Here is a 24,253-nt window from a genome sequence, read left to right as displayed (position 1 = left end):
CCTGGAAACTTCGCTCGCCGGACGCTGCCGGGTGCGACGTGCTCGGTGTCTGGCTTGTGATTCTTGCGGCGCTATGGGGCGTGCTGGGTGAGCGCGGCGTATGCCGTCGACCGTGAGATCTTCAGCGTGCGGGCCGCCTCGGTCACCGAGGTGCCGTCATCTACCAGCCGGCGCAACGTCTGCAGTTCTGCCGGGCCGACGACGCGTGGGCGGCCGATGTGCTGTTTGCCAGGCAGCATCCGGCCCTCGGCCTGGCGGCGCAGGGCCGAGGCGATGCCTTCGGCTTGGCGTTCGGCGCGCAGCTCCAGTTCGTACTCGGCGGCCGCGGCCAAGACCGCGAACATGAAGCGGCCTTCCTTGGTATCCAAATCGAAGTTCTCCGTCAGGGACACCACCATGATGCTGCGGTCGCGGAGCTCGTTGATCGTGGTCAGGACGTGCCCGGCCGAGCGGCCCCATCGGTCGGACTTCCAGAACTTCAGCGTGTCGCCGGACTGCGGCCGTGCCAGCAGTGCCTCCCACGCCGGTCGGGCCACGCCGCGCTTGCCGGACTCCTTTTCCATGACCAGCTCGTCGTAGCCACTGACCGCCAGGGCATCGAGTTGGAGCTGCGGGTTCTGATCACGTGTGGAGACCCGCGCGTACGCCCAGACGGTCATCGCCGCCACCCTTCGCGAGTCCAAGAACGTATACGTTTCTGGACACGATAGCGACCAGCCACGATGCCGTCCAGAAAACTCCGTCCGAAAAATTTATGCGGACGCGGCCCCTTCGATCAGGGCGCGCCGGTCTTGCCAGAGGCTATCTCGGCCATCCCGGCCGCACGGCGGCCTCGTTCCTCCCGGACCCGTTCGCCGACAGGCCCGGCGAGCGCATGTACGCCACCGGGGACAACGTTCGGCTTCAGCCGGACGGGAACTACGTGTACGTCGGCCGAATCGACGACCAGATCAAGATCAGTGGGTACCGGGTCGAGATCGGCGAGGTGGAGCACAACCTGCGCGCATGCCGAGGCGTGGCCGACGCGGCGGCAACTGTTGCGCGAGGACACCCCGGGCGGCGCGGCCATCGTCGCCTATCTGGTCGGCGAACGGCGACCCGACGAGCTGCTCACGAGCCAACTGGGTAGTTGGCTACCCGCGCCGATGATTCCACGCGTCTACGTCTGGCTGGACGAGATGCCTCTCAACCGCGCGGGCAAGATCGATCGTCGAGCGCTCGCCAAGATGCTCGATCCCGCACTCCCCCACCCGGACGCAACACGCAACCCTCACGCTGCGCCATTCACTGGCGCGGGCGGGACGGATACGGGAAACTGTCCCAATGCCTGCTGAGTACACCCAAAGTGACCAGTTCTGTGGTGCCCGCATCCACCAGTGCGACCTCTCCGGCCTCGAGATTCGCGATTGCGACGTCACCGGCCTGAAGATCGTGGACTGCTATGGGGGCAACGTCTCCCTCGGTGGCGGCTTCGAGCGTGTCGTTGTCAACGACGTCGACGTGACCGCCTACGTCGAGGCCGAGCTCGACCGGCTGCATCCCAACCGGGTGCTGGCCCGTGAGGCCACGTCCGCCGCCGAATACCGGGCCGCTTGGGATGCCATCGAGAAGCAATGGGAGGAGACGCTCGACCGCGCCAGGCGCCTACCCGAGGCGAAGCTGCACGAGCAGGTCGACGGCGAGTGGTCGTTCGTCGAGACGCAGCGGCATCTGCTGATGGCCAGCGATGCCTGGATCGGCAACGCCGTGCTCGAGGAGGACGCGCCGTACCACCCGTTGGGCCTTCCTGGCGGCGGGATGCCGGCCGAAGCATCGGCGAAGCTCGGGCTCACCCTCGATGCCACCCCGACGCTCGACGAGGTACTCGCGCCGCGGCTCGCCCGCATGGCCACGATGCGCCGGGTCGTCGACGAGCTCACCGAGGCCGAGCTCGACCGGGTATGTGGTCGCAAGCCGGCCGACCCCTACCCGGACAAGGAGTACGTCGTGCGCCGCTGCCTCACGGTGGTGTGCAAGGAAGAGGCCGAGCATCACCGGTATGCGGTCCGCGACCTCACCGTGCTCGAGGCCGGTGCCCGAACCGAGTGAAGGCGCGTCCCGGCAATGGACGGCGATCTCGCGATCCTGCGCTTGACCAGCCCATCTTGCTGTCGGAGCCCCTCATCGCACCCGCACTGCCCAGCCAGGGCGCGGTGCCGACCGGCGAGGTAGTCACGACCGGCTACGGAAAGACCAGCAATGCGGGCTTCCCCAACGAACGACGCGAGGTCTTCCTCGATGTCACGCCGCGGTGGACCTGCGAAGGCATCTACCAGTTCGTGAAGCCGATCACGCCCGGAATGAACTGCACCCGCAAATCCGGCCAGACGGCCGGAGCATGCGGCACTGGGTGATGTCGTCATCGGAATCGTCTCCTGAAATATCTCTGGCCAGTGCGGCAACCCGACCTATCCCACCGTGAATAGGAATGTTTCTCAGCACCGAACCTGGATAAGCGGCAACGTGGGGAGGTAGCCGGCGGTTCATCCACCTGCCTTCAGCCGGAACGCGAGGCGGCGGGGCGCCTGCACGCGATAGCTGTCCGTCACCAGCTCGGCAACCTCGACCCAGTCCGTCTCGTCGTCCAGCACCATTCCCACGACATTCACACCCCAGTCGGCCCGGAAGAACGGAGGGCCGGCATGCGCCAGCGCGGCCAACTCCCCGGGCGGCGCCCGGAAGGTCATCAGGATGGCCGGATCGTCCATATCGATGTACGCCGACCGCCTCCCGTCGGTGGTGTAGACGTGCAGGAACGTCCGCCGGCGAATCCGCCACCGCAGGCCGATCCACGCCGGCTCCTCGTACGCCTCGGGCAGCTCCCCGCAGATCACCCGGAGCCGGCCCACAACGGCGGGTGGAACGTCCGCGATGTCGCTCATCTGTACCTCCCGCGCCCATCCTGCCCGCCGGGTAGGACATCAGCACATCAGAGTCTCCGGGGTTGGCGGGGCCGCGCCGACGTCATAGGACTATCGGGCCCAGCTCGATCGATCTGCGGATCTTCGTGTCCGTCGACTTCGAGCAGACCATAGATCGCGCCCTGACCCGCAGCATGGCGATGGCCGGATCCGCCGATGCCGCCGAGATCGAACGATCCTGGCGCCACCGCTACATCCCATCCCAACAGCTCAACTTCGCGACAGCCCGCCCGACCGATCACGCTGACATCATCGTGTACAACGATCAGCTCCACGAGCCGACCTGGGACATCCGATCCGCGCGCCCCGGACCGACCGGGGATCGACATGAACTCGTCCTCAGGCGGCCAGACTGAGATCGAGGCGGGTGTTCATGTCGAGGCGGAACCGGCCGTAGGGGTTGATGTGGACCCAGAATAGGGGTGAGAGCGCCCGGTGGTCCTCGTCGGTGAGCTTCCGCGCCCACTTCGGATCTCGTAGCACGGCCTGGAGGAGCTGGGTGTTGATGAACACCAGCGAGGACTGGAGTAGGTGCAGTGCGAGCATGGACACCTCGGCGTGCTCGCGATCGGAGCCGGTGAGGGTGCCCTCGCGACCGTAGAAGATCTTGTCGTTGGCGCCGTTCCAGTTCTCCACGACCTGCAGCCCATTGTTGATCTCACGGCGGAGTTCCTCGTCGGCGAGGTAGTCGCAGGCGAAGATGGTGCGCACGACCCGGCCGAGTTCTTCCAGGGCGAGGTAGACCGGCTGCTTGGGGCCCCCACTCTTGGACTTCATAAACCGGCGCAGCACCTGCTCGGCCTCGTTAGTGCGAAGGCGCAGCGCGGTCGCGTACTTGATGATCTGATCGTAGTTGCGGGCGATCAGATCCCAGTCGATCGGCCGCTGCTTCAGGACCTTCGCCAGCTTCGGCCACGCGGCCTGGTTCGCGGTCGGCGCGTACAGCTGGATCGCGCCGATGTTCTTCAGCCTGGGCAGCAGCTTGAACCCCAGGACCTCGGTGAAGGCAAAACCCACCAGCGAAGCTCCATGGGTGTCGGTGTAGTTCGCCTCTATGTCGGCGTCGGTGCCGTGCCGCAGCAGCCCCTCGATCATCGCCGCAACCTCCGAGGAGGAACACGACTTCAGCTGTGAGTAGACGCACAGCCGACCCTTGTCGACATGCCAGTAGATCATGACGCCGTAGCCGCCGTACCGGGCGTGGAACTCGGTCATCAGGTTGGAGTCCCAGGAGGCGAACCGCTTTGAGTCCGATGCCGTCGACGTCGCCTTCCCCCACCACTTCGGATCCCGGGCCTCCAGGGTCGCATTCACCACGGACACGATCGCGGCACGCAGGTTCTCCCGAGTGATGAAGGTCTGGCGGACGTGCCGTAGCTCGGCCTCGGTGTGGCCGTGCTCACCGGTCGCTGACATCTGTCGGATCCCCATGTTGGTGCCGAGCGCGAACAACACGAGCAGAAGCCGCTTGCTCAAGGTCTCCTTGGACAGGACCTCGCGGGTCGCGACCGAGGTGAACAGGTCGGGGAAGTCGGTGATGAACGCGGTGTTCTTCAGGATGTCCAGCAGGTCGATGGTGCCCCAGCGGCGCTGCACCTCGGCCTTCAGAGCGGTGAGGTTCTTCGGCTCGGGCAGCTTGTCGAGCTTCGGGACCGACACCCACGGCTTGCCCTTCCGGGTGGTGATCTTCACGCCTCCTGTGGTGCCCTCGACGAGGCCGGTGTTCAGCCGGTCCAGGCCCGCGGTCAGGCGGCTTTTGAGGTCGGCTATGAACTCGGTGGCATCCAGGGGCTTGGACAGGGCGGCGTAGTGGACGTCGCGGTTGGTCTCGAAGTCGCCGGGCAGGTCCTTGTCCGGATCGCGCCACCGGCCAGCGCCCTGCACGTACACCTCACGGCGCCGCAGCGCCTCCCGCAACGCGATCAGCACGCACAGCTCGTACGGGATTCGCTCGACCCGCCCGGACTCGGCGTCCACCACCGCGTCCCGCCACGCCCACTGCACCACGCCCTCGATCGGCACCCGCTCGGTCTCGGCGTAGTATCGCTCGGTCGTCGCGACCCCCGCGTACCGAGACAGCAAGTCGATCGCGTCCATCACCGGTCGGTAGGCGGTGTTGTTGCACTTGAACTCCAACGCCGCCAGGATCGGCCCGAGCATCCGCCGGTAGTGGTGGGAGTAGGAGCCGCGCAGCTGGTAGCGGATCCGCTCGGAGACAGCCCGCTCGGTGGCCATCAGCTCCCGCGCCAGCGACTTCAGCGTTCCCACCCCACCCGGCACCGCCGGATACACCGCCTCCCGCACCGTGTCGTCGGGGCGCTCGATCGCGGCTTTGATCATGTTGACGTAGATGCCGCGCTTGCCCCGTACCTTCGTCAACTCGCCGACCAGCTCCCGCTCCACCCGCCGCTCGGCCCGCGCGTTGATCCGGTGAATCAGGTCGATCAGCAGCCCGACCAGCCCGTCGACCAGCTCGGCCTGCCGCGTCCAGCACAATGCCGCCAGCAGCGTGTACCGCACCGGCTCGGAGCTGTCCTCGAAGTCCGACGGGTACATCCGCATCGCCCGCGTCCGCCACGCCGCCACGATCCGATCCGACACCCCGGAGAAGACCCCGTCCGGCAGCCCCAGCGACCGAGCCGTCGCCAGCTTCCCGATCTCCGCCAGCAACGTGTCCAACCCCAGCGGACCCGGGTCGGACTTCAACTCCGCCAGCACATGCGGACGGTCCAGCAGATCCTGCAACCTGCCGCACACCACCGACCCCAGTGTGCCCACCACGCCCTCCGAAAACGCCACCTCGAACTTGGAAAGGCCCGACCCCACCACCCGCTCCACCTGGCCGGGCGTCGGCGGCTCCACATCCTCGCTCCGGCATCTGCGGCGCAGCGCCTCAGCAAGCCGCTGGCGACTCGTCTCCGTCGGGCACATCTCCTCCGCCAGCCACCGTGCCCACCGGTCCTCATCCTCCTCCGTCGCCGGCCGCGTCCCGAACGCCTCCCTGATCTGCTTGCGGTGATACTCGATCGTCCGCCCCGTCCACCGGTACTTCGCGAACTCCCCGGCGTCGACCTTCACCAGCGACGCCACATAGTCGACCGCGACCAGCGGAACCGCCTGCGGACCGTCCGGGAACCGGCCCTCAAGCTCATAGAACTTCAGCAACAACGCGAACCCCAACCGCGTCGCGCCCGACTTGTTACGGATCAGCTTCCAATCACCCTCGACCAGCGTCCACGAACCGATCAGCTCATCCGGTTCCCACTCCGCGCGCATCCCCACCACTCCCAGACCGAGACCACCACCAGGACATGGCTCACGATCAAGGAAAAGGTCGCCCATTTCACCGGGATTGACCTACTTGCAACCACTACGCGACGAACCCGAAAGATAGCTCACCGCTACTTTGCGGCTCGCCGTAGCTTTAGGAGTTCCGGGCCGACAGGAATGGTTGCAGCATCTGCGGCGGCCCCTGACTGTCTACCTCGACGCCGCAGGGTCGGCGAAGGGCTGACCGAGAACCACTGGCAGCCTGACCGGTCCCTCGGTGATGATCGACGAGTTGTAGACGATCTCGTCCGTCCCGACCGCTAGGCGCAACTCGGGGAACCTGCCGAACAATGAGGCCAGCGCGATGCGTGTTTCCAGCCTGGCCAGCGGCGCACCGAGGCAGAAGTGCGGACCGCGGCCGAGCGCCAGATGCATCTCCGGCTCCCGTGTGACGTCGAACCGCTCGGCTTCCCGGCCGAACCTGGCCGGATCCGTGCCCGCTCCGGCGAGGCCGACCATGATGGCCTCCCCGGCCGGGATCGTCACCCCGGCGAGCTGCACGTCATGCCGGGGGTAGCGCAACATGATGCCCACCACCGAGGTGCGGCTGCGCAGCGTCTCCTCGACCACCTGCTCCCAGGCGATCTCCGTACGCGCCAGCGCGAGCTGCTTCGGGTCCGAGCACAGGGCGATGACGGCGTTGCCGATCAGGTGCACGGTGGTCTCGTGACCGGCGATCAGCATATGCCACATGATCCACAGCATCTCGTCCTCGGATAGGCGGTCGCCGTCGTCCTCTTGTGCGCGGATGAGCCCGGTGGTGAGGTCGTCGCCGGGTTCGTGGCGCTTGCGCTCGATGAAGGCGGCCAGGTAGCCGAGCACCCCGTTGTTCGCGGCGAGGGACTCCTCCGGAGCGGCGGTGTGCGACACCAGCACGTTGCCCCACTCGCGGATCTGGGGTCGCTCGTCCTCCGGAACGCCGAACAGTTCGCAGATCACTGTGAGGGGCAGCGGCGCGTTGAAGGAGGACACGAGGTCGACCACGCCGCCTTCGGCGGCCATCCGGTCGAGCAACGCGTCCGTCATCTTCTGGATGCGTGAGGTCAGCCCCTGCACGCGGCCGGGCGTGAAGGCGTGGTTGATGAGACCTCTCAGCCGATGGTGGTCCGCACCGTCCTTGGTCAGGAGATGTTTGCCTTCGATGATCTGGCGCAGCGGCCAGTCGGGGGGGATGCTGCCATCGTGCAAGGCCGTGAAGTTCCTGGGGTCCTTGCTGTAGAGGATGCCGTCGTTCGCGAGGACCTCGTTGATCATGTCATATGAGGTCACCAACCAGACGGGCACCTTGCCTGGCAGTTCGACCCGCAGGACGGGGCCGATCTCGTCGCGATAGCGGCGGATCGTTTGGGATGTCCGCTCGTTCGGAGCCGGCAGTTGGAGGGGGATGTGCATCGGCAACAACTCCTTTGACCAAATGTCATACTTACTGTGCGTGCCACTGTTAACCACGCCAAGTAGCGAACGGTCTTACTTCCGAGCAGCTTCCACCTGCCGACCAGGCCACATTCCGTGCCGGGCGTGACTTCTTCGCCCGGTCACCTGACGACGTCGGCTGCGGTATCTCAGCGTGGCGGCTGGAAGCGGACGAAGTAGCGTTCGTCAACGCCCGGTTGGATGCGCGAATGGACACCGAAGACCATCCACATGTCCAACGGCGCCCCGGCCTCCAGCACCTGGAAGCCTTGCCGCCGGTAGAAGGCGTCCAGCCCGGGGGTGGGCGGCATCGCCTTGTACAGCAGCAGGTAGCCGCAGTGGAAGTAGACCTGTTTGCAGCGCTTGAGCAGTGCCGCGCCGATCCCGCAGCGACGTGCGGTCTCGGCCACGGCCATCGCCTTGATTTTTGCGAGGCCGATCGCGCCGATCGTGATCATTTTCTGCGCTTCCCGGGGATCGGTACGCGCCGCGGTGCGCTGTAGATGATCCTCCACGACGTTACTGCAGGTAAGCGATCAGCGTGCCGATGATCTCGTGGTCACGGTGCTCGGCGACCATCACGAGCGCGGCGTGCAAATAGGCCTGCAGCGGATCGTCGTGGTGGCGCGCGAACTGCTCGGCCAGGTGCCGGTGAAAGGCGTCGGTGCCGGCCCACACCATGACCCTCAAGCTCGGCCTCCCCCTCTACCGCACGGACATCACCGCCTGCAGCAGGTGCGCCAACGGTTCACCCTCGAGCACAGCTGGCCGACCACCGACGGCGGCCGCATCTGCCTGGGGTGCGTGTGCGAGCAGGTCGAGGCGTACCGGCTGGCGACGGTCGCCGACCGCGAGATCCCCTTCTAGGTCCTGCCCGGCGGGGGCCGCGGCCCCCGCCCGCTCCGTTCCCGTCCCGCTTCGGCAACCGCTCATCCCACCTGACGTCCTTGGAGGACACCATGGCAGCCGGCGACACCGTCATCACCCTCATCGGCAACCTCGTCGACGACCCCGAGCTGCGCTTCACCCCGACCGGCCAGGCGGTGGCCCGCTTCCGCCTCGCGTCCACCCCGCGGTTCATGGACCGCGAGACCAACGAGTGGAAGGACGGCGACAGCCTCTTCCTGACCTGCAACGTGTGGCGGCAGATGGGCGAGAACGCCGCCGAGAGCCTGCAGCGGGGCATGCGGGTCATCCTGCAGGGCCGGCTCAAGCAGCGCACCTACGAGACCAAGGAAGGCGAAAAGCGCACCGTCTACGAGGTGGAGGTCGACGAGATCGGCCCGTCCATGCGCCACGCCACAGCCAAGGTGGTCAAGGTTCGCGGCAGCCGCACCGTCAACACTCCCCCGCAGAACCCCTGGGACGGCATGCCCGCCGAAGGCCAGGACGCCGGGCCGGCCGCCGGCGAGCCGGCGCCCGCCATGGCCGGAGCCGGGGCCGGGGCTTACGACCCCGCCCCGGAGTTCTAGCCCACCAGCTGGCGGCCGCTCCCCGGTCCAGGAGCGGCCGCCCCGACCGTCCTCCTTGGGGCGCCATTCGTGATCCGCCCAGTCCTGCCCGGACTGCGGCCATACGCCCGCGCGCCGCGCGGGATCCGCTGATTCCCTCGCTACCGCATGGAGAACACCATGACCTCGATCGCCCCCACTGAGCGCTGGCGCCTCATCCAGCTCCTCCTCGACCGCTCCTACTCCATGCATTCGATCAAGACGCAGACCGAGCAGGGAGCGCGAGCCTTCCTGGTCGAACAGCGCAACGTGCCCGGCCGTACCACGGTGTCGCTGACCCAGTTCGACCACGAGGTCGAGCCGCTGTTCACCAACCGCGACCTGAGCTAGGTGCCCGCGATCACGCTTCACCCTCGCGGGCAGACGGCGCTGCTGGACGCGATGGGCCAGACCATCACCCAGGCCCGCCACTTCGTGCGCGGCCTGCCCAAGCCGTACCGGCCTGACGAGATCATCACCGTCATGCTGACCGACGGCCTGGAGAACGCCTCCCGGACGTTCAACCAGCGCACGGTCCGCGAACTGATAAGCGAACTGCAGGGCAAGAAGCGCCTCTGGAAGTTCGTCCTGCTGGGCGCCAACAACGCCATTCACGCGCTGGCCGAACACCTCGGCATCGACTCCGACACCGCCATCCAGTACGACCACGACCTCAGCGAGGCCGCCCTGACCTCGGCGGGCCAGATGATCGCCCGCGGCACCGAGACGGGAACCTACGGCTTCACCGACGAGGAGCGGACGAAGACCCGGCACTGATCCCCGACTCAGCCCACTCCTCCGCTCCCTTCCGCCTCCGGCGTTCTCGCGCCGGAGTCGTTTCCTTTTTCCGTCCAGCAAAGGAGACGACCCGCCCTGGCCCCTGCGGAAAGCATCGTCCTGGAGTACGCGATACGGCACAGCGGGTTTCCCCGCGGCCGCCTCGAAGAGATGGTCACCGAGTCCGACGTCCCCGGCGACTACAACGCCGTCATGCGCCTGCTCGGCCAGACCAGGACCTGGCAGGGCCGCGCCGACCCGCGCCTGACGATGCCGGTCGACGCGCGCATCGTCGCCCGCACCGTGGTCACCAACCCCTGGCGTGACGACCCGCGCGAGGCCTACGCCGATGCCGAAGGCCCGCACGCCGCCGACGATGGGGAGCAGTACCGGCGCGCCATCGAGCTGCTGGCCACGTTCGTGGCGATCTGGGTCAAGGGTCGTGGCCATGACGCGGAGCTGGTGCGGTCCGTCCTGGTCTACATCCTGTTCAAGGTCCGCCGCGGGCACGACAGGCCCGACCCCATCACCCAGGAGGAATATGACTGGGGCGTCGCCGAGGCCAACAAGCTGATCGAGGCGGCGCGTGCGGCGGTGAAGGCCCGCGACGAGCAAAGCGCCGCCCCGTGACCACGGAACCGGCCTCGCCGGCGGGCCAGGACGATCCGCCCGCCGGCGAGCTGTTTCCAGTCGAGCCGCGGCCCGGCGGCACCGGCTGGTCCTACAGCGTCTACCAGCGCATCGGCCGGGCGAAGATCACCAACCGGCGGCTGGGCGGGTACGAGCTGTACGGCGTCCGCCAGCGCTCGGCCTGCTCGGCGTCTGGGGTGGTCTGCTCGGGGCTGGTGATCGTCATCATGGAACCTCCTGGTCTTCGGTGGTGAGGGGCTTGCAGGACAGGAGGCGGATCGGCACGTCGTCGCGGCCGGCCTCGACCGTTATCTTGGGTCTCTGTACTCTTCTCGCAGGTCAGAGAGAGATGATCTTTTCTTCCACGTGTGGCACGTTGAGGCCCACCGCTCGGGTTGACGTCAGGTGACCAGTGGGGATCACCGGCCCCGGCTCCCAGTACGGCGTCTCCGCGGTGAACGTCACCAGTCACTGGACGGATTCGTGCGGTCGTTCGGCTGGCGACCTCTCCGTGTCGCAAAAGGTGCTTGCGACCCGGTCCTTGCGCGGCACGCAAGCGCTTGCCACCGGCCTGGGCGGATCCTCAACATCGCCTCAACATCCGCCGCCCTATGGTCCGGGACGACCCCGATCGAGCAGAATGGCGGACTTGATGGTTCCTCTCACTTCTTCCGACCCGCACCGCCTGGGGCGTTACTGGCTGGTCGGCCGCCTCGGCGCGGGCGGCCAGGGCGTCGTCTACGAGGCGTACGGCGAGCCGGGTGAGCGGGTCGCGATCAAGGTGCCCAGGTCCGAGGGCGCGCAGGCGCGGGCCAGGCTGGCCAAGGAGGCGTCGGCGGCCCAGCGGGTGGCCTCGTTCTGCACCGCCAAGGTGATCGAGGCGCAGGTCGAGGCGGCCCCGCCGTACATCGTCAGCGAGTACGTCCCCGGCCTCAGCCTGCGGCAGGTCGTGGCCGAGTCTGGCCCCTATGAGGGCGACCGGCTGCGCCGCCTGGCCGTCGGCGTGGCGACCGCGCTGACCGCCATCCACCAGGCCGGCATCGTCCACCGCGATCTCAAGCCGGACAACATCATCCTGGGCCCCGACGGCCCCCGGGTGATCGACTTCGGTGTCGCCAGAGAGGTCGGGCCCACCACGAGCGGTCCGATCATGGGCACGCCGAACTACATGTCGCCGGAGGTGTTCGACGGGCGGGCCGTGACCGAGGCGGCCGACCTGTGGGCGTGGGGCCTGGTCGTGCTGTTCGCGGCCCGGGGGAGGGACGCGATCGAGCCCGGTGACCCGATGGCGGTCATCGGGCGGCTGCTCGGCTTCAAGCCGGACGTGGCCGGGCTGCCGGAACCGCTCGGCTCCCTCGTGGCGGCCGCCCTGTCCGGGAACGCCGCCGACCGGCCGACCGCCAGGGAGGTGCTGCTGCGCCTGCTCGACGACACCGTCGCGGGCGACGCCGCCGAGGAGGACCCGCTGGTGCGCGGTGGCACGCTGGCCGGCACGCTGAAGGGCCGGGCGGAACCGGACCTGGGCGCGATCGCCGAGGAGCTCTATGCCGAGCTCACCGAGACCGAGCGGGCCAGCGTGCCCGAGGTTTTCCTGCGGATGATCGACGGCGACACGCTCCGGCCGGTCGGCCGGGACGAGCTGCCCGAGACCCCGGCCGTCGACGCGCTGCTCGACGTGTTCGCCGCGGCGGGCATCGTCACGCGGACCGGGACGGCGTACGCGCTGGCCATGCCGGGCCTGCTGCGCGCCTGGCCCAGGCTCCGGGACTGGGTGGCGGGCAACAGCGCCGGGCTGCCCGTGCATCGCCGCCTCGCCGACGCCGCCGCCGAGTGGGAGTCGCACGGCAGGAGACCCGCCGATCTGATGCACGGCTCGGCCCTGGACCGGACGCTCCATTGGGCCGCAGCCGAGCGCAAGGACCTCACGCTGGCCAGACGCGAACGCGAATACCTCGACGCCGCCTCCCGGCAGGCCCGCAGGCAGTCCAGGCGGCGCAACCTGGTCGCGGCCGCCCTGGCCGTGCTACTGGTGGCCACACTCGGCGGGCTGGGCACGGCCGAATACCTGCGCAGGGAGTCGAACCGCCAGCGCGACGACGCGCTGGCGCGGGAGCTCGCGCTGCGAGCCGCCGACCTGCGGCAGAGCGACCCCCAGGTCGCGAAGCTGCTGAGCGTGGCCGGCTGGCGGCTGAGCCCGGAGCTGCCCGAGACCCGCGGCGCGCTCTACGATTCGCTCTCTCAGACCACGACCTCCGTCTTCCACGACCCCGACTACACGGCCGCGACCGTGCTGAACCTCAGCCAGGACGGCCGCGTGCTCGTGTCCGTGGACGGCGGGACGGCCAGGATCTGGGACGTCACCGGCAAACGGCGGATCGGCGCGCTGTCCGGGGTGAGCGCGAACGTGTCCCAAGCCGCGCTCGCCCCCGACGGGCACACCCTGGCCCTCCTCGACGACAAGGAGGTACGGCTGTGGGACACGCGCACCGGAAGACCGCTCGGCGCCCCCATCGCCCGTCAAGGCAGGCAATCGGCGGGAGGCACACTGAGCTTCGACGGCTCCGGGCGCTACCTGGCCATCCCCTGGGGGGCGAAAGCCATACCCGAATGGTGGGACGTCGCCAAGCGCAAGCAGCTCACCGCCCCCTCGGGAGCCGCGCTCAACGCGATCAGCCGGGACGGCCGCTTCGGCTACGTGGTGAAGGGCCATGACGCGGAGTTGTGGGACCTGCGCCGGGGCAAGAAGACGCCGATCCCGTGGCTCGGGCGGGACAAAGGCACCATCAACCAGACCGCCTTCAGCGACGACGGCAAGATGATGGTGACCACGGAGCTTCTGAATTCGGACACGGAGACCAGGCTCCGTGTGCTCGAGCTGCCATCCAGAGAGGAAGTGATGGGCCAGAAGGGCGAGACAGGCCAAGAGGCCGGCTTCGTCTTCGGCGACGCTTTCATCGCCGACTGGGGCGGCTGGGACCGGCTGACGTTTCGGCGGCGCTCCACCTTTGAAACGGCGTACAGCCGGGTCATGCCCGCCTTCGCCAGCGGGCTCCGCTTCGACCTCCCCGACCGGGCCGTCCGCTATCTGGACGGATACGGCGCCGTCCACACCGAGGACGTCTCGATGGTGTTCGACCCGCCGATCAGCGGCGGCATCGAAGGCGGGAACGTACGGCTGGACCCCTCCACGCGCGTGCTGGCCGCGATCTGGGACAACGAGCGGATGGAGGTCAGGGACACGGCGAGGGGCCGCTCTTTGATGAAACCGATCAGCTGGTCAGGCAGTGGCGGCAGTGCGACCGCCTTCAGTCCCGACGGACGCCGGCTCGCCCTGGCCGCCGGTGACACGGTCCACGTCGTGGATTTGACCGGGCATAAGGTGTCGGCCCGGCTCAAGCTGGAGGGCGACCGCAAGCAGGGCGCCCAGGCGCTGGCGTTCAGCCCGGACGGACGCACGCTGGCCGTGTCGCGCTACGGGGAGCACGATCGCGTCGAACTGTGGGACCTCGAACGCGGATTTCAACGAGCGGAGACCGGGACGGGCGCGAACGACCTCGCCTTCCGCCCCGACGGACGGCTGCTCGTGACCGGTAACCCGCTCCAGCTCATCGATCCGGCGAAGGGCGTCACCCGGCCTCCCGCGCCGGGCACCGGGCAGCTCGCCGGTGCCTTCGCCTTCAGCCCGGACGGCCGGCAGGTGGCATTCTCCGGGCCCACCGGCCGGCTCACCTTGTGGGACGGCGACATCAGGACCCGGATCGCCGAGTTCCCCGCGGTGCCGGGCAGCCAGGCCACCATGCTGGCCTGGTCGCCTGATGGGCGCACGATCGCGACGTACGAGCAGGTCTCGCGCGTACGTCTCTGGGACGTGCCGAGCCGGCGACCGCTGGGCGTCCTCTTCGACGGAAACCAGGTGGCGAACGGCACCGGCAGCGGGTGGGTGGCATTCTCTGCGGACGGTACGAAACTCCACACCGCCGCCTCCGACGGCACGATCCGTGTGCACGACGTGGACGAGCGGCACGTGGCCGCGACAGTGTGCGCACGCGCGGGCCGTACACTCACCGCCGCTGAATGGTCACGCCACCTGCCCGGCGTCGAGCCTTTCACGCTGTGCCGATCCGCAGAATCGGCAGTCCGCGGGTCCATATCCAGTAGTGGTTTGGCGAATGAGTTCGAGCGCCAAGTTCGCATGAGTTTCGGTGCCAGTTGACGATCTTCGAGGGGCTGTCGGCGAACGAGTTTTGGTACCATTCCCGCTGCCGGCAGGTGGGCGCTTGCGTCAGTGGTTCTCGACTGTGGTGCTGTCAGTCGTCAGCTGCGATGATCAGAGTCAGGTTTCTGCTAGCCCGGTCCACGACGATGAGTTCATGGAATTCGGTGTGGACGCCACCCCAGTCGTGGAACTCAGACCGGCCAAGCTCTTTGAGGCGATATCGGCTCGTGGCCGCCCGGATGAGCGCATAGACCTCGTGGTTCAAGACCTCTTCCACCTGTTTGGGCAGACCTCCATACTGGCTGGCCCAGCTTCTCAGGACATCGATCGCGGTCATTTCGTCCACCGGTTCGTAGGCGTCGGTGGTGATATTGCTCAGCCAGTAGGGACCGTGTCGAGTGCCCAACGGGTCGACGCCGCCACCGGCGTAGTCATCTCGAAACTGGTCATGCTTGATCAAGGCGTCCAGGAGCAGCGGCCGTCCTGGCTGGCCTGCAGACGCACCTGGGATACGGGCATGGGGACTTCTCCTATTCTGGTCGGCAGATGTTCCGCAGGAACCCTCGCGCTCGCCGGCGCGCGCGAGATCATCACACGTGGCCTGCGGGTTCGGTGTTTTCGGCCTCGGCCAAGGCCCGGTACAGCGACGCCACCGAGGGGTGCTTGCCCGCGTTCTTGCCGGTCTTGATGGTCAGCTTCTTGGCGATCTCGGGCACCGGGGTGCCGTTGTCCTTCAGCGCGCGGGCGAACAGCAGCATGTCGTCGTCAATGACCTTCGGCCGTCCGCCGTGGTTGCCCTTGGCCGCGGCGGCCATCTGGCCCTCCAGCGTCTTCTCCCGGATGTAGTTGCGGTCGAGCTGGGCGGCCACGGCCAGCACGACGAACAGCATCGAGCCCATGCCGCTGGGGTCGTAGACGCCGGTGAGCGGGCCGGTGAGGAGTTCGAGCTGGATGTCGCCGGTCTGCAGGGTGGCCGAGATGGTCATCAGCTCGGCCGCGTTGCGGGCCAGGCGCTTGAGCTCATGCACGGCGAGGATGACCGGCTGGTCAGGCGCGGCCAGCTTGATGTCATGCGCGAGTTTGAGGGCCTTTTCCAGCTCGGGCCGCACCTTGACGCGGGTGCTGATCTTCTCGGAGAAGATCCGCTTGCACTGCGCGGCCTCCAGCGCATCCAGCTGGCTCTGCAGCTCCTGCTGCGCGGTCGCGCAGCGCGCATACCCGATCCGGATCGGCTTGGCGGCGAGGCTGGTTTCGGGGCGCGCCTCAATCGATGGTCCTTGCCGCCAGGGCCGCCCGGGCCGCCCGGGCCCGCGGTCGTCGGGCACCGGCACCTCGAGCTCCTCCCGGAGGGAGGGGACGAGGATGAAACGCGCGGTGTGGTACTTGGTCGCGGTCTTGCCGCCGCGGGTACGGCAGGCGCTGCCGGCCGGTGCCACACATTTGGGGCAGTCGCGGCGTTCGATCGCATCTGCGGCGCCGGCGGGGGTCAAGTCCATGCCCGACAGTCTCTCAGAAGTATCTCTCAAATTTCAGGAGTTTTGAGAGGTGTTCTGCGAACGAGAATCCGGGCAAATCGGGCATGTTTTGGCGCGTTCTCAGAACTGTCACAACTGGTCATTTATGAGAACCATGCGGCGCTATCTTTGGTGACGGAGAGTCCCGGTCCGGGTGGTCGGACCGGAAACCGGAGGAAACTTCGGTTGTGGCGGGTCGCCGGTGATCCTTCAACGAGCCCACACAGCGAGGCAACATGCGGCGGCCATGCGCTCCGTCGAGAGATCCAGGAGCGGTGCGGGAGCTCCTGGATCTTCTCAGCGCTTCACAGGTCTTCCGACAGTCGGCGGTACGCCCGTACGGCCTCCAACTCCTGAGGGGAGATGGTGTCGTGGTGCTCCAAGAACCAGTCGCGGATCAGCCGCATCGGCTGGGTGCAGTTGACGTAGCGACGGGCGCCGTTCACGGTGATCGGCACCGTCAGCGTGTCGCCGTCATGGGAGGACATGACCGCCAGGCCGATGATGAACCGGCGGCGGGACTCGAGTACGGCGGCCGCGGACGTGACGAGCATCAAGCGCTCACGGTCGATGCCCTTCGGGCTGTAGAGGTAGACCCCGCCCGCAGTGAGTGGGATCACGCGGCGCCCCGCTCCCGGAACTCATCATCAGCCGCGGCAGCTTCCTGCTCATCGACCAGCGCTTCGGCGAACGCCTCGTCAGCGTCGACGGTTGGCGCTCCCGTGGCGATGGCGTAGTAGATGACGGCCTGCTCGACGTAGGCCGACTTGCTGAGCCGATCGCGTTCGGCGCCGGCCTCGATGAAGCCGTGCGCGATCTCGCTCAGGCTGTAGGAACCGTTCCTTGTCGTACCCATACTCGCGATGGTAGTCGGCATGGTGGTCACACTACTAGTGCGGCTATTAGTGGTGCTGGGAATCTCACCGCTTGAGGGCGCGGTAACCGGCCTGGCGGTCTCTAGAGAAACCGTTCATTAGCCTCGTCGATCATTCTCGACCTAGCTGAGTCGCAGGCTGGCTATCCCTCCCGCTCCTCCTCCCGCCGCGCCTCACGAGCCCGGCTGACCGCCTCCTTCCACGCACTCTGCTCGGTCCATTTGATTTCGGAGGTACTTGCCCAAGTCAACGTGAGGTTGCCGATGAAGAGCGCATTGCGGATGTCCGCGGCGCGAAGATCGGTACCGGTGAGGTCGACATTGCTCAGGATCGCGCGACGAAGATCGGCCCCCGTCATGTCGGCGTAGGTAATGGTCGCGTCAGAGATGGAGGCATGGGTGAGCGTGGCGCGGTCCAGCTTGGCCTCAGAGAGATCGGTGCGCATGAAGGACGCATCGCTGAGGTCGGCTTCAATCAAATCCGCGCCAGCGAGTATCGCCCTCGAAAAATCGGCGCGGGCCAGCTTCGCCCGCCACAAGCGCACGCCGGCCAGATACGCACCCGTGAGGTCGATCCTCGCCCGCGGGGCGTCCTGCCTGACGAGCCGGCGACCGAGGACCGAGCAAGCAGCTTGGATGTCGACACGGGGCACCTCCTTCTCCTCCTCACGATCGATTTTCCATCGCCGAGGTCCCCGCTTTCCGCCGCCGGGCTTTTGGGGGGCGTCGGCAGGCCTGCGGGCGTTCTCCCGGATGAACGCCGCCAGCACCTCCATCACGGTGGGATGGTCACGGGCAGAGTCGCGGGCGATCCGCTCCAATGCGTAGATACCGCCCAACCGGACGTCGATCTTGTCGGAGCCGAGCTGCTCGATCGCCTTGGTGTACCGGTCGGTGATGTGGCCCTGGCGGGCGGTCTGGGCGTTGCGTGCAGTGAAGTACACCGCTGCGAGCGCGGCGATCCCGGTGGCGATCGCCAGAGCACGTCCTCTGATCGCGTCCAGCGCGGCCGCCAAGTCCTTCCCAGGAAGGGTCTCTGGCCGTACGCCGTCGAAGGTGGCCAGGACCCATGTCGCTCCGGGGCCGATGACCCAGACCAAGGCCAGCAGCGAGGCTAAGCCGATGACGGCCAGGAGGAGCCAGATGGCCTGCGGGATCCATCGCCAGCGATTCACGGCTCCACTGTGACGCAGGATGGAGGGTTCGCGCTCGGGTGCGGAGACTGCTGTTGATGAACCGTGACGGCCGGGCTGCGGGCCACCTCTGGGTGGGTCGTCAGCGTGCGAAGCCCGACGATCCCGAGCCGCACGGGTAGCCAGGCCTGCCCATGTGGAGCGCCGGGTCGTCCGTGGCACCGCGCCGGGCGCTGACCGGACCGCGTAACCGGGGCTTCCCCCTTGCGCCCGATTGAGGCGCCAACGGTCGGCCGCCCTCGGCGTTCCACTCGGTCAAGCCTCGCAGCCGGGCTCGTCCACGCAACCCGGCTCTTCCCGCCTCCGCCACAGATCTTTTGGCGCTGCTACGTCACCTCTACGCCGCCCCTGCGCAGTTACGGCGCCAAAACATTCTTGGCTGCGGCGGGGTTCTCCAAGTTGCGTTCCCTTGCTCCGGCCGCGGGCCCTCCCTCATCGGAACACCGGACAGGGCGCCCAGGCCAAGGGCGCCCCGCACAAAAGGGAGCGGCCATGGACTCCAGCGACCTCATCCACCCTCGTCCCGCCACACGCCCGTGGCCGTACAGGCTCGGTGCTCGGGTCGGCGTCACCCGGGGCAAGGTAGAAGATCACCGATGAGAGGGCGCAAGCGTCCTGCGAGCAACAGCGCGGTCCGACCGGGGACTGAGAGCCCGGTGTCTATACCTTGCTCGCGACCACCATGTAGTTCTCGGCCTCAAGATCGAACGTGCTCACTTCCGTCCGGAGTCCGACCCGGTGCAGCTCGACTTCGAGTTCCTCGTACCGGTAGGGCCAGCAGGACAGCAGCTCCGAGCGGACAAGAACCAGCCCGGTCGCATCAACTTGCGCGATCGCAATCTCGATGTGGTGCTCCTGCTCCCAATGCGGCGCAATCTCCCAGCGGTAGACCACGACGGCATCGCGACCGTTCCGGCGGACGAGTCGGTCACTGATGTCCAGCCGGGAACCTCTGGCCCTCACGAGTTCCCAAGTGCGGGATGTGAGCACCAAGCGCCCGCCAGGGCGCAGAAGCCGTGACATCGCCTCCAGAGCAGCACCCCTGCCTGTCGCGCCCGCGGCATGGTGAAGCGAGTTGCCAACGCAGAACACCATGTCGAACGTGTCGTCCTCGAAATGGTCGGGCAACTCTTCCCAGTTCGCCCGCATGGCCCGGACGGATGCCCCGAACTCCTCAGACAACTCTGCAGTCCGACGAACCATCGCTTCGCTGGCGTCAGTTGCAACAACCTGCATGCCACGACCGGCGAGGCCAACCGCCAACTGTCCGGTTCCGCACGAACAGTCGAGGACGTGAGCGTTCGACGGCAGGAGACTGAGGACGTCATCGAACGACGCAGCGAACTCGGCTGGAGGCAACTTTGCATCCGAGATAAGCCATTCATACACCTCGGCAAGCACGTCATACTCCGTCACAACCACTACCTCCGTCACGCGGCAGACTCACGGCGGGACGTCAGTCCATCATCGGAGCAAGCCGGGCACCAATGGTTTTCGCAAGGACAACCCGTCCGCGCATGCCGCGGATAGCGCGAGCTGATCCGCGTCATTCGCCGTGGTGTCGGCGCTTCGGAACTATCAATACGTCCGAACTTGATACGCAGCGTGTCCAGTACTCCCGGGACCCCCTGTTACTCAGCGCTACATTGCCCCGTATGACGGCGACCCGAGCGGGGAGCCGTACAGGCTGGCGGCATTGCTCGGCCGCATCTGGCGTACGCGACCCTCCGTCCGCCAGGCCGACGCCGCCCGCGCCGACATCCTGGTGCGAGCTCTGCTGCAGAGCCTGCCGGCCTACCCCGCCGACGGCGTCTTCGAGCCCGGCGACGAGTTCATCGTCGACGTCACCGATGAGCATCGTCGCTACGTCTTCCCCCTCGGGCCCGGCCGCACCACGTGGCTGCACCGGCTGATCGCCACGGAGCTGGCCACCCACCGTAACGCCCGGCCCGGCGGTAACGACCGGTGCGAGCACTGCCACGGCACCGGCATGGCTGCGCCCTTCTGACCTCCTGCTGGCCCCGCCCTCTTTCCTCGCGGCGGGGTCGGCCGCCCACCCGGCCCATCCCTTCCCTTCACAGCTGTTCGGAGAGCGCATGCCCGCCAATCCTGCCCGTGGTATCCCGGCTCCCACCGCGGAGTACGGCTACTACGCCACCATCAGAGCCGCCCTGATCATCCCCGCAGCCGACGACCGGTCGCCAGGAAGCGCTTGCCGCAGCCGGCGCATAACCGCTGGCCATCGTGCAGCACCACCAGGTGACCGGCGTCTACAACTTCGCCGACGTTCGTTCCGTCCTGCCCTGCCAGAAGGGCCACGCCCCGCCCGGCGAGGAATACCAGCCGGACTGCCCCGGCCTCGTCTTCCTCGACGAGCGGCGCGCCGAAGTGACCACCAGCGAAGCCGCCGCGCTGGTGGCCGCCATCCGGCGCGGCCACCAGCCCGGCTGACCCGGGCTGCGTGGCCACACCCTGTGGGATCAGAGCCCAGCGGGCAACGTGATTTCATCCAGTCGCCGCTCCACGACAGCCCCGTCTGGGCCAGGCAGCGCGAAGCGGTACTCGTCGATGGCCTCGTCGATGATTTCCGGCGCGTGCGTCACCGCCGTCCGCCTGCACGTCGAGCTGGTCCTGGTCGATGAAATCCACAACATCTCCTTGGCCACCCGGGCCGGCGCCGAAGTCTCCGACCAGCTGAAGTACTTCGCCGAGCGCCTGCCCGCCACGTTCGTCTACGCCGGCGTCGACGTCGAACGCGCAGGCCTGTTCTCCGGTCCCCGGGGCCGGCAGATCGCCAGCCGGTTCACCACCATCCCCACCACCGCGTTCGCCTATGGCACCGCGGAACAGCGCGCCGAGTGGCGCGCGCTGATCGCCAGCCTGGAGTCCACGCTGCCCCTTGCGCAGCATGCGACCGGCACGCTGACCGCGCTGCCCGACTACCTGCACCAGCGCACCAACGGCATGATCGGCAGCCTGTCCCACCTCATCCGCGGCGCGGCGATCGACGCCATCCTCGACGGCAGCGAGAAGATCACCAAAGCCCACCTGGACGCCATCCGCCTCGATCACGCCGCCGAAACGCGCCCCACCGGCACGGGCAACCCGAAGCAAGCACGCGCGAGAGGAGCCAGCGCATGAGGCCGCTCTTGCGACGACTGCCCATCGCGTTCCGCCCCGCTCACCAGGAGACGCTCACCTCCTACGTCGCGCGCCTGGCCGACGTCCACGGCATGCCCTACAAAGAGCTGTGGCGCTGCCTGAGCAAACGCATCCGGCCCACCTTGCCCCGCCGCCTGCTCGTGGCCGAGCAGCTCGCGGCCCTCACCGGCCATTCGCTCCCGGCTCTCCAGCGGGCCCTGCCCGAACTGCGCTACCCGCCGCCGGACTGGGCGCAACTGCGTCACCTGGCCCAATGGGCATGTCCACTCTGCACCGCCCGACACCCAGGAGGCCGCGTCCAACGCCTGCTCGCCCACCACGAGTTCCTCTGCACCGACCACGGCTACTGGTTCGGGCCGGCTGAGAAGGTCGGCAAGGGCACCGTCGAACCCCTCGGCGCCGTGCCTCACCCGCGACGGCTGACCAACCACATCCCGGAACTACCTGACGCCCAACGTCGTCACCGGCGGCTGGTGCACCGTCACGGCTGGCTCCGCTGCTTCAACGGCTTCGAAGCCTCGCTCAACCTCTGCGCCCACATACGGCCCCATGGGCCGCCAGACCCAGAAAATCCCTGGTCAGCGCGCCTCGAACGGCTCGTCCGCGTCTAACGGCTCGGCATTCGCTTCAAGGCCTTCGACGGCTGGCTGTCCGTCGCGGCAATCTATCCCGAGGCTGTCCGCCTGACTGAGCTGTTCTTCTCTCCCGCTGGGCGCCAGCTCGCAGAGAAGACACTCAGTTCAGGCGATGGCCACACCATGGCACTCGCCCCTCTCAGCCACGCACTCGGACGCGCCGGCCGGGGCAGTTTCGATTCCATCAGCATCGAGGCATGGCTCCAAGGAGCACTCGGCACCGAACGTCTCAGGCCCCGCCTCACCTTCCCCGAAAACCGAGACCGCACGGTCGACGGCACACCCACCGAGCGCCTGGACAGCCATCAACTCGACCGTCAACGCGAAGCGCGCCGCGACTTCAGGAAGCACCAGCACCCCGGATCCTGGCGCCTCCCGAACAACGTCACCTACGTCTCCGAAAGACAAACCGCGGAATCCCAAGAGAAGGGAAGTGATGCGAACAGCGACTTCAATGTCCACGGGATGCTCTCTTCTCGGGAACCGCGCCTCTCTCATGAACATCAAATGGACCATGACCAAGCTTCCATTCCTTGTCATGCTGGTGTCCATCGTGTCGATCACCCTCGCAGCCTGCTCCTCGGCGGCAGAGCCGCCCCTGATCTCGCCCTCGGACCCCGAGGTGGGGAAGCTGGGGTTCACGGCCAGGCAGGCGCTGAACAGCCGTCTCAATCAGATGGCCAAAGCCGCGGGCCTGGCCAAGAAGATCAGCCACAGCGGGCTCGATCGGTGCAGGAAGGGCAATGACGATGCCAAGAACATGGAGGACTTCTCATCCAAGTGCACGCTCAGCCTCTACCGCGCCTACGCCTGGAACGGAGACATCGAGGGCCTCCTGGGCCGGTTACCCGACTGCTCGGCAGCCGAGCTCAGGGGCTACTGGCGTGAGTTCGGAGGCAAACCAGATCCGCAGGACAGCCTGCGCATCTACGATGTTGGCGACCTGCCCAACCTCGACTGCGCCGGCTTGACGATGACCTTCACCACGCCGGCTCACAGCAAGGACCCGGGGTTCAACGACGTCATGCCGGGTGCCACGGTATGGGATCCGGACGGCGGCATGTATGACCCCTACTACTGGGCGCCGGAAGGGAAACCGTGGCTCGACACCTGGCTGCGGAACCAGAAGAGATACCGGTTCCTGGTCGCCATGGAGGCGTCCAAAGACTACGCACTGATCAAATCGTAATCATCACGAAAGGCGGCCTGCTCCGTGAAAACCCAAAGGAGAAGCGCCGAGTACCGAAAATGCAGAGTTATTCCGGACAGAGGTGGCATCCATCGTTCGGAACAACCTGACTTCTTGCACGTCAGACGCTAGCCAGTACGACGATTTCGCCCGAACGAGACAGTGCATGTCCTGTATCGCCGAAGGTTGCGAGTGGCAGAGTTAGGTTGCGAGTGGCAGAGTTAGGTTGCGAGCGATCTTGCGAGTCGCAATTACTCTGCGAGTGTTTTTGGTACGCACACCCACGTCGACGCCCGAACGGATGGCACGGACATGAGTCACGAGGTGATCGCCACGGACGTCAGGCCCCGTCCGACGGCGGTGGTCGCTGTGACGACCACGTGGCAGGAGTTCCCAACGCTGTGGAGGGACCTGCTCGACGAGGTGTGGGCGTGCCTACGCGCGGGCGGAATCGACCGCGGCCGTCGCAACGTCATGCTGTATCGCGACGACGTGCCGCACGTCGAAGTCGGTGTCGAGCTGAGCGGACCATGCCCGCTCACCGGACGGGTGGTGGCCTCGAACCTGCCCGCAGGGCCGGTGGCGATGACCGTCCACCGCGGAGCGTATGCCGGCCTGGCGTCGGCACATCAGACCGTGGTCGACTGGTGCGCCGCACACAGGCGGCGGCTAGCCGGTCCACGATGGGAGGTCTACGGGCCCCACCACGACGATCCTGCCGAGGTTTGGACCGAGGTCTACTACCTGCTGACATGACAGATTCTCGCCGCTTGGTCAAGGCGTACCATCGCTGCCCACGCCCATGATCAGCCGAATTCGCAGAGTAAGTCTGACCAGAAACACCCAGGCATCGGTCAGAACCAGTTTGCG

At 67.3% G+C, this 24,253-nt stretch carries 30 protein-coding genes; 17 read left to right on the top strand and 13 right to left on the bottom strand.

The window, feature by feature from the left end; all coding sequences use genetic code 11:
* Nucleotides 1-71: 71 nt before the first annotated feature.
* Entirely contained in the window at nt 72-659 is a 588-nt protein-coding gene (locus OHA25_RS37470; protein ID WP_219537618.1) for a recombinase family protein, read from the bottom strand.
* Between the two features lie 378 nt (nt 660-1,037).
* Here OHA25_RS37470 and OHA25_RS37465 point away from each other — a divergent pair, with 378 nt between their 5' ends.
* The 3 genes from OHA25_RS37465 to OHA25_RS37455 are packed head-to-tail and all read left to right on the top strand — an operon-like array spanning nt 1,038 to nt 2,393.
* The gene (locus OHA25_RS37465; protein ID WP_327581647.1) at nt 1,038-1,334 is read left to right on the top strand and encodes a hypothetical protein; all 297 of its coding nucleotides are present in this window, start codon (nt 1,038-1,040) and stop codon (nt 1,332-1,334) included.
* A complete protein-coding gene (locus tag OHA25_RS37460; RefSeq protein ID WP_327581646.1) occupies nt 1,324-2,088 on the top strand; it encodes a DinB family protein in 765 nt (254 codons plus the stop codon). Before OHA25_RS37465 ends, OHA25_RS37460 begins: the two co-directional genes overlap by 11 nt.
* 56 nt (nt 2,089-2,144) lie before the next feature.
* Nucleotides 2,145-2,393 (top strand): trypsin-like serine protease, encoded by a 249-nt coding sequence (locus tag OHA25_RS37455; protein WP_214324877.1) that lies wholly within the window; start codon nt 2,145-2,147, stop codon nt 2,391-2,393.
* Between the two features lie 129 nt (nt 2,394-2,522).
* Here the strand turns inward: OHA25_RS37455 and OHA25_RS37450 are convergent, their stop codons facing one another.
* On the bottom strand, nt 2,523-2,921 hold the full coding sequence (locus tag OHA25_RS37450) for an MmcQ/YjbR family DNA-binding protein (protein ID WP_327581645.1): 399 nt from the start codon (nt 2,919-2,921) through the stop codon (nt 2,523-2,525).
* 125 nt (nt 2,922-3,046) lie between these two features.
* On the opposite strand from OHA25_RS37450, the gene OHA25_RS37445 reads away from it, so the two are divergent.
* Nucleotides 3,047-3,316 carry a hypothetical protein gene (locus tag OHA25_RS37445; protein WP_327581644.1) on the top strand — a complete coding sequence of 90 codons (270 nt, stop codon included), beginning with the start codon at nt 3,047-3,049 and terminating at the stop codon, nt 3,314-3,316.
* Here OHA25_RS37445 and OHA25_RS37440 read toward each other — a convergent pair.
* The 4 genes from OHA25_RS37440 to OHA25_RS37425 form a co-directional block, all read right to left on the bottom strand.
* The gene (locus tag OHA25_RS37440; protein WP_327581643.1) at nt 3,300-6,236 is read right to left on the bottom strand and encodes a Tn3 family transposase; all 2,937 of its coding nucleotides are present in this window, start codon (nt 6,234-6,236) and stop codon (nt 3,300-3,302) included. The two genes, OHA25_RS37445 and OHA25_RS37440, sit on opposite strands and share 17 nt — an antisense overlap.
* A gap of 204 nt (nt 6,237-6,440) precedes the next feature.
* Nucleotides 6,441-7,682: a cytochrome P450 family protein gene (locus tag OHA25_RS37435; protein ID WP_327581642.1), complete on the bottom strand. Its 1,242-nt coding sequence runs from the start codon at nt 7,680-7,682 to the stop codon at nt 6,441-6,443.
* A 170-nt stretch (nt 7,683-7,852) separates the two neighbouring features.
* Nucleotides 7,853-8,161, bottom strand: a complete 309-nt coding sequence (locus OHA25_RS37430; protein ID WP_327581641.1) for a GNAT family N-acetyltransferase — start codon at nt 8,159-8,161, stop codon at nt 7,853-7,855.
* A gap of 61 nt (nt 8,162-8,222) precedes the next feature.
* Entirely contained in the window at nt 8,223-8,393 is a 171-nt protein-coding gene (locus tag OHA25_RS37425) for a hypothetical protein (RefSeq protein WP_327581640.1), read from the bottom strand.
* A gap of 45 nt (nt 8,394-8,438) precedes the next feature.
* Between OHA25_RS37425 and OHA25_RS37420 the strand changes: the two genes are divergently transcribed.
* From OHA25_RS37420 to OHA25_RS37390, 7 genes are all read left to right on the top strand, one after another.
* Nucleotides 8,439-8,570 (top strand): hypothetical protein, encoded by a 132-nt coding sequence (locus OHA25_RS37420; protein ID WP_327581639.1) that lies wholly within the window; start codon nt 8,439-8,441, stop codon nt 8,568-8,570.
* Between the two features lie 92 nt (nt 8,571-8,662).
* On the top strand, nt 8,663-9,175 hold the full coding sequence (locus OHA25_RS37415) for a single-stranded DNA-binding protein (protein ID WP_327581638.1): 513 nt from the start codon (nt 8,663-8,665) through the stop codon (nt 9,173-9,175).
* A 159-nt stretch (nt 9,176-9,334) separates the two neighbouring features.
* A complete protein-coding gene (locus tag OHA25_RS37410) occupies nt 9,335-9,544 on the top strand; it encodes a hypothetical protein (protein WP_327581637.1) in 210 nt (69 codons plus the stop codon).
* A complete protein-coding gene (locus tag OHA25_RS37405; protein ID WP_327581636.1) occupies nt 9,545-9,970 on the top strand; it encodes a hypothetical protein in 426 nt (141 codons plus the stop codon).
* A 171-nt stretch (nt 9,971-10,141) separates the two neighbouring features.
* A complete protein-coding gene (locus tag OHA25_RS37400) occupies nt 10,142-10,600 on the top strand; it encodes a hypothetical protein (RefSeq protein ID WP_327581635.1) in 459 nt (152 codons plus the stop codon).
* Nucleotides 10,597-10,854, top strand: coding sequence for a hypothetical protein (locus OHA25_RS37395; RefSeq protein WP_327581634.1), 258 nt, complete (start codon nt 10,597-10,599; stop codon nt 10,852-10,854). Before OHA25_RS37400 ends, OHA25_RS37395 begins: the two co-directional genes overlap by 4 nt.
* Nucleotides 10,855-11,252: 398 nt before the next feature.
* The gene (locus OHA25_RS37390; RefSeq protein WP_327591093.1) at nt 11,253-14,813 is read left to right on the top strand and encodes a WD40 repeat domain-containing serine/threonine protein kinase; all 3,561 of its coding nucleotides are present in this window, start codon (nt 11,253-11,255) and stop codon (nt 14,811-14,813) included.
* Between the two features lie 94 nt (nt 14,814-14,907).
* On the opposite strand, the gene OHA25_RS37385 is transcribed toward OHA25_RS37390, so the two are convergent.
* The 6 genes from OHA25_RS37385 to OHA25_RS37360 all read right to left on the bottom strand — a co-directional run bounded on the left by OHA25_RS37385 (nt 14,908) and on the right by OHA25_RS37360 (nt 19,831).
* Nucleotides 14,908-15,276: a hypothetical protein gene (locus OHA25_RS37385; RefSeq protein ID WP_327581633.1), complete on the bottom strand. Its 369-nt coding sequence runs from the start codon at nt 15,274-15,276 to the stop codon at nt 14,908-14,910.
* 130 nt (nt 15,277-15,406) lie between these two features.
* A complete protein-coding gene (locus tag OHA25_RS37380) occupies nt 15,407-16,312 on the bottom strand; it encodes a recombinase family protein (RefSeq protein ID WP_327581632.1) in 906 nt (301 codons plus the stop codon).
* Nucleotides 16,313-16,635: 323 nt separating this feature from the next.
* Nucleotides 16,636-16,950 carry a hypothetical protein gene (locus tag OHA25_RS37375; protein WP_327581631.1) on the bottom strand — a complete coding sequence of 105 codons (315 nt, stop codon included), beginning with the start codon at nt 16,948-16,950 and terminating at the stop codon, nt 16,636-16,638.
* Nucleotides 16,947-17,186: a hypothetical protein gene (locus tag OHA25_RS37370; RefSeq protein ID WP_327581630.1), complete on the bottom strand. Its 240-nt coding sequence runs from the start codon at nt 17,184-17,186 to the stop codon at nt 16,947-16,949. Before OHA25_RS37370 ends, OHA25_RS37375 begins: the two co-directional genes overlap by 4 nt.
* Nucleotides 17,187-17,347: 161 nt before the next feature.
* The gene (locus tag OHA25_RS37365; RefSeq protein WP_327581629.1) at nt 17,348-18,379 is read right to left on the bottom strand and encodes a pentapeptide repeat-containing protein; all 1,032 of its coding nucleotides are present in this window, start codon (nt 18,377-18,379) and stop codon (nt 17,348-17,350) included.
* A gap of 678 nt (nt 18,380-19,057) precedes the next feature.
* The gene (locus OHA25_RS37360) at nt 19,058-19,831 is read right to left on the bottom strand and encodes a class I SAM-dependent methyltransferase (protein ID WP_327581628.1); all 774 of its coding nucleotides are present in this window, start codon (nt 19,829-19,831) and stop codon (nt 19,058-19,060) included.
* A gap of 262 nt (nt 19,832-20,093) precedes the next feature.
* Here OHA25_RS37360 and OHA25_RS37355 point away from each other — a divergent pair, with 262 nt between their 5' ends.
* The 4 genes from OHA25_RS37355 (at nt 20,094) to OHA25_RS37340 (ending at nt 22,170) form a co-directional block, all read left to right on the top strand.
* Nucleotides 20,094-20,405 (top strand): hypothetical protein, encoded by a 312-nt coding sequence (locus OHA25_RS37355; protein WP_327581627.1) that lies wholly within the window; start codon nt 20,094-20,096, stop codon nt 20,403-20,405.
* 236 nt (nt 20,406-20,641) lie between these two features.
* Nucleotides 20,642-20,848, top strand: a complete 207-nt coding sequence (locus OHA25_RS37350) for a hypothetical protein (RefSeq protein ID WP_327581626.1) — start codon at nt 20,642-20,644, stop codon at nt 20,846-20,848.
* A 117-nt stretch (nt 20,849-20,965) separates the two neighbouring features.
* Nucleotides 20,966-21,538 (top strand): hypothetical protein, encoded by a 573-nt coding sequence (locus OHA25_RS37345; RefSeq protein ID WP_327581625.1) that lies wholly within the window; start codon nt 20,966-20,968, stop codon nt 21,536-21,538.
* On the top strand, nt 21,535-22,170 hold the full coding sequence (locus OHA25_RS37340) for a TniQ family protein (RefSeq protein WP_327581624.1): 636 nt from the start codon (nt 21,535-21,537) through the stop codon (nt 22,168-22,170). Before OHA25_RS37345 ends, OHA25_RS37340 begins: the two co-directional genes overlap by 4 nt.
* Nucleotides 22,171-22,299: 129 nt before the next feature.
* Here the strand turns inward: OHA25_RS37340 and OHA25_RS37335 are convergent, their stop codons facing one another.
* Nucleotides 22,300-22,698: a hypothetical protein gene (locus tag OHA25_RS37335; protein ID WP_327581623.1), complete on the bottom strand. Its 399-nt coding sequence runs from the start codon at nt 22,696-22,698 to the stop codon at nt 22,300-22,302.
* Nucleotides 22,699-22,708: 10 nt separating this feature from the next.
* On the opposite strand from OHA25_RS37335, the gene OHA25_RS37330 reads away from it, so the two are divergent.
* Together OHA25_RS37330 and OHA25_RS37325 are read left to right on the top strand one after the other, a co-directional pair.
* Nucleotides 22,709-23,383, top strand: coding sequence for a hypothetical protein (locus tag OHA25_RS37330; RefSeq protein ID WP_327581622.1), 675 nt, complete (start codon nt 22,709-22,711; stop codon nt 23,381-23,383).
* Between the two features lie 312 nt (nt 23,384-23,695).
* The gene (locus OHA25_RS37325) at nt 23,696-24,139 is read left to right on the top strand and encodes a GyrI-like domain-containing protein (protein WP_327581621.1); all 444 of its coding nucleotides are present in this window, start codon (nt 23,696-23,698) and stop codon (nt 24,137-24,139) included.
* Nucleotides 24,140-24,253: the final 114 nt, after the last annotated feature.

It is taken from the genome of Nonomuraea sp. NBC_00507, from assembly GCF_036013525.1.
GTDB lineage: Bacteria > Actinomycetota > Actinomycetes > Streptosporangiales > Streptosporangiaceae > Nonomuraea.
Note: the sequence above shows the minus strand (reverse complement) of the source record. Positions and strands in the feature narration are given on the sequence as shown.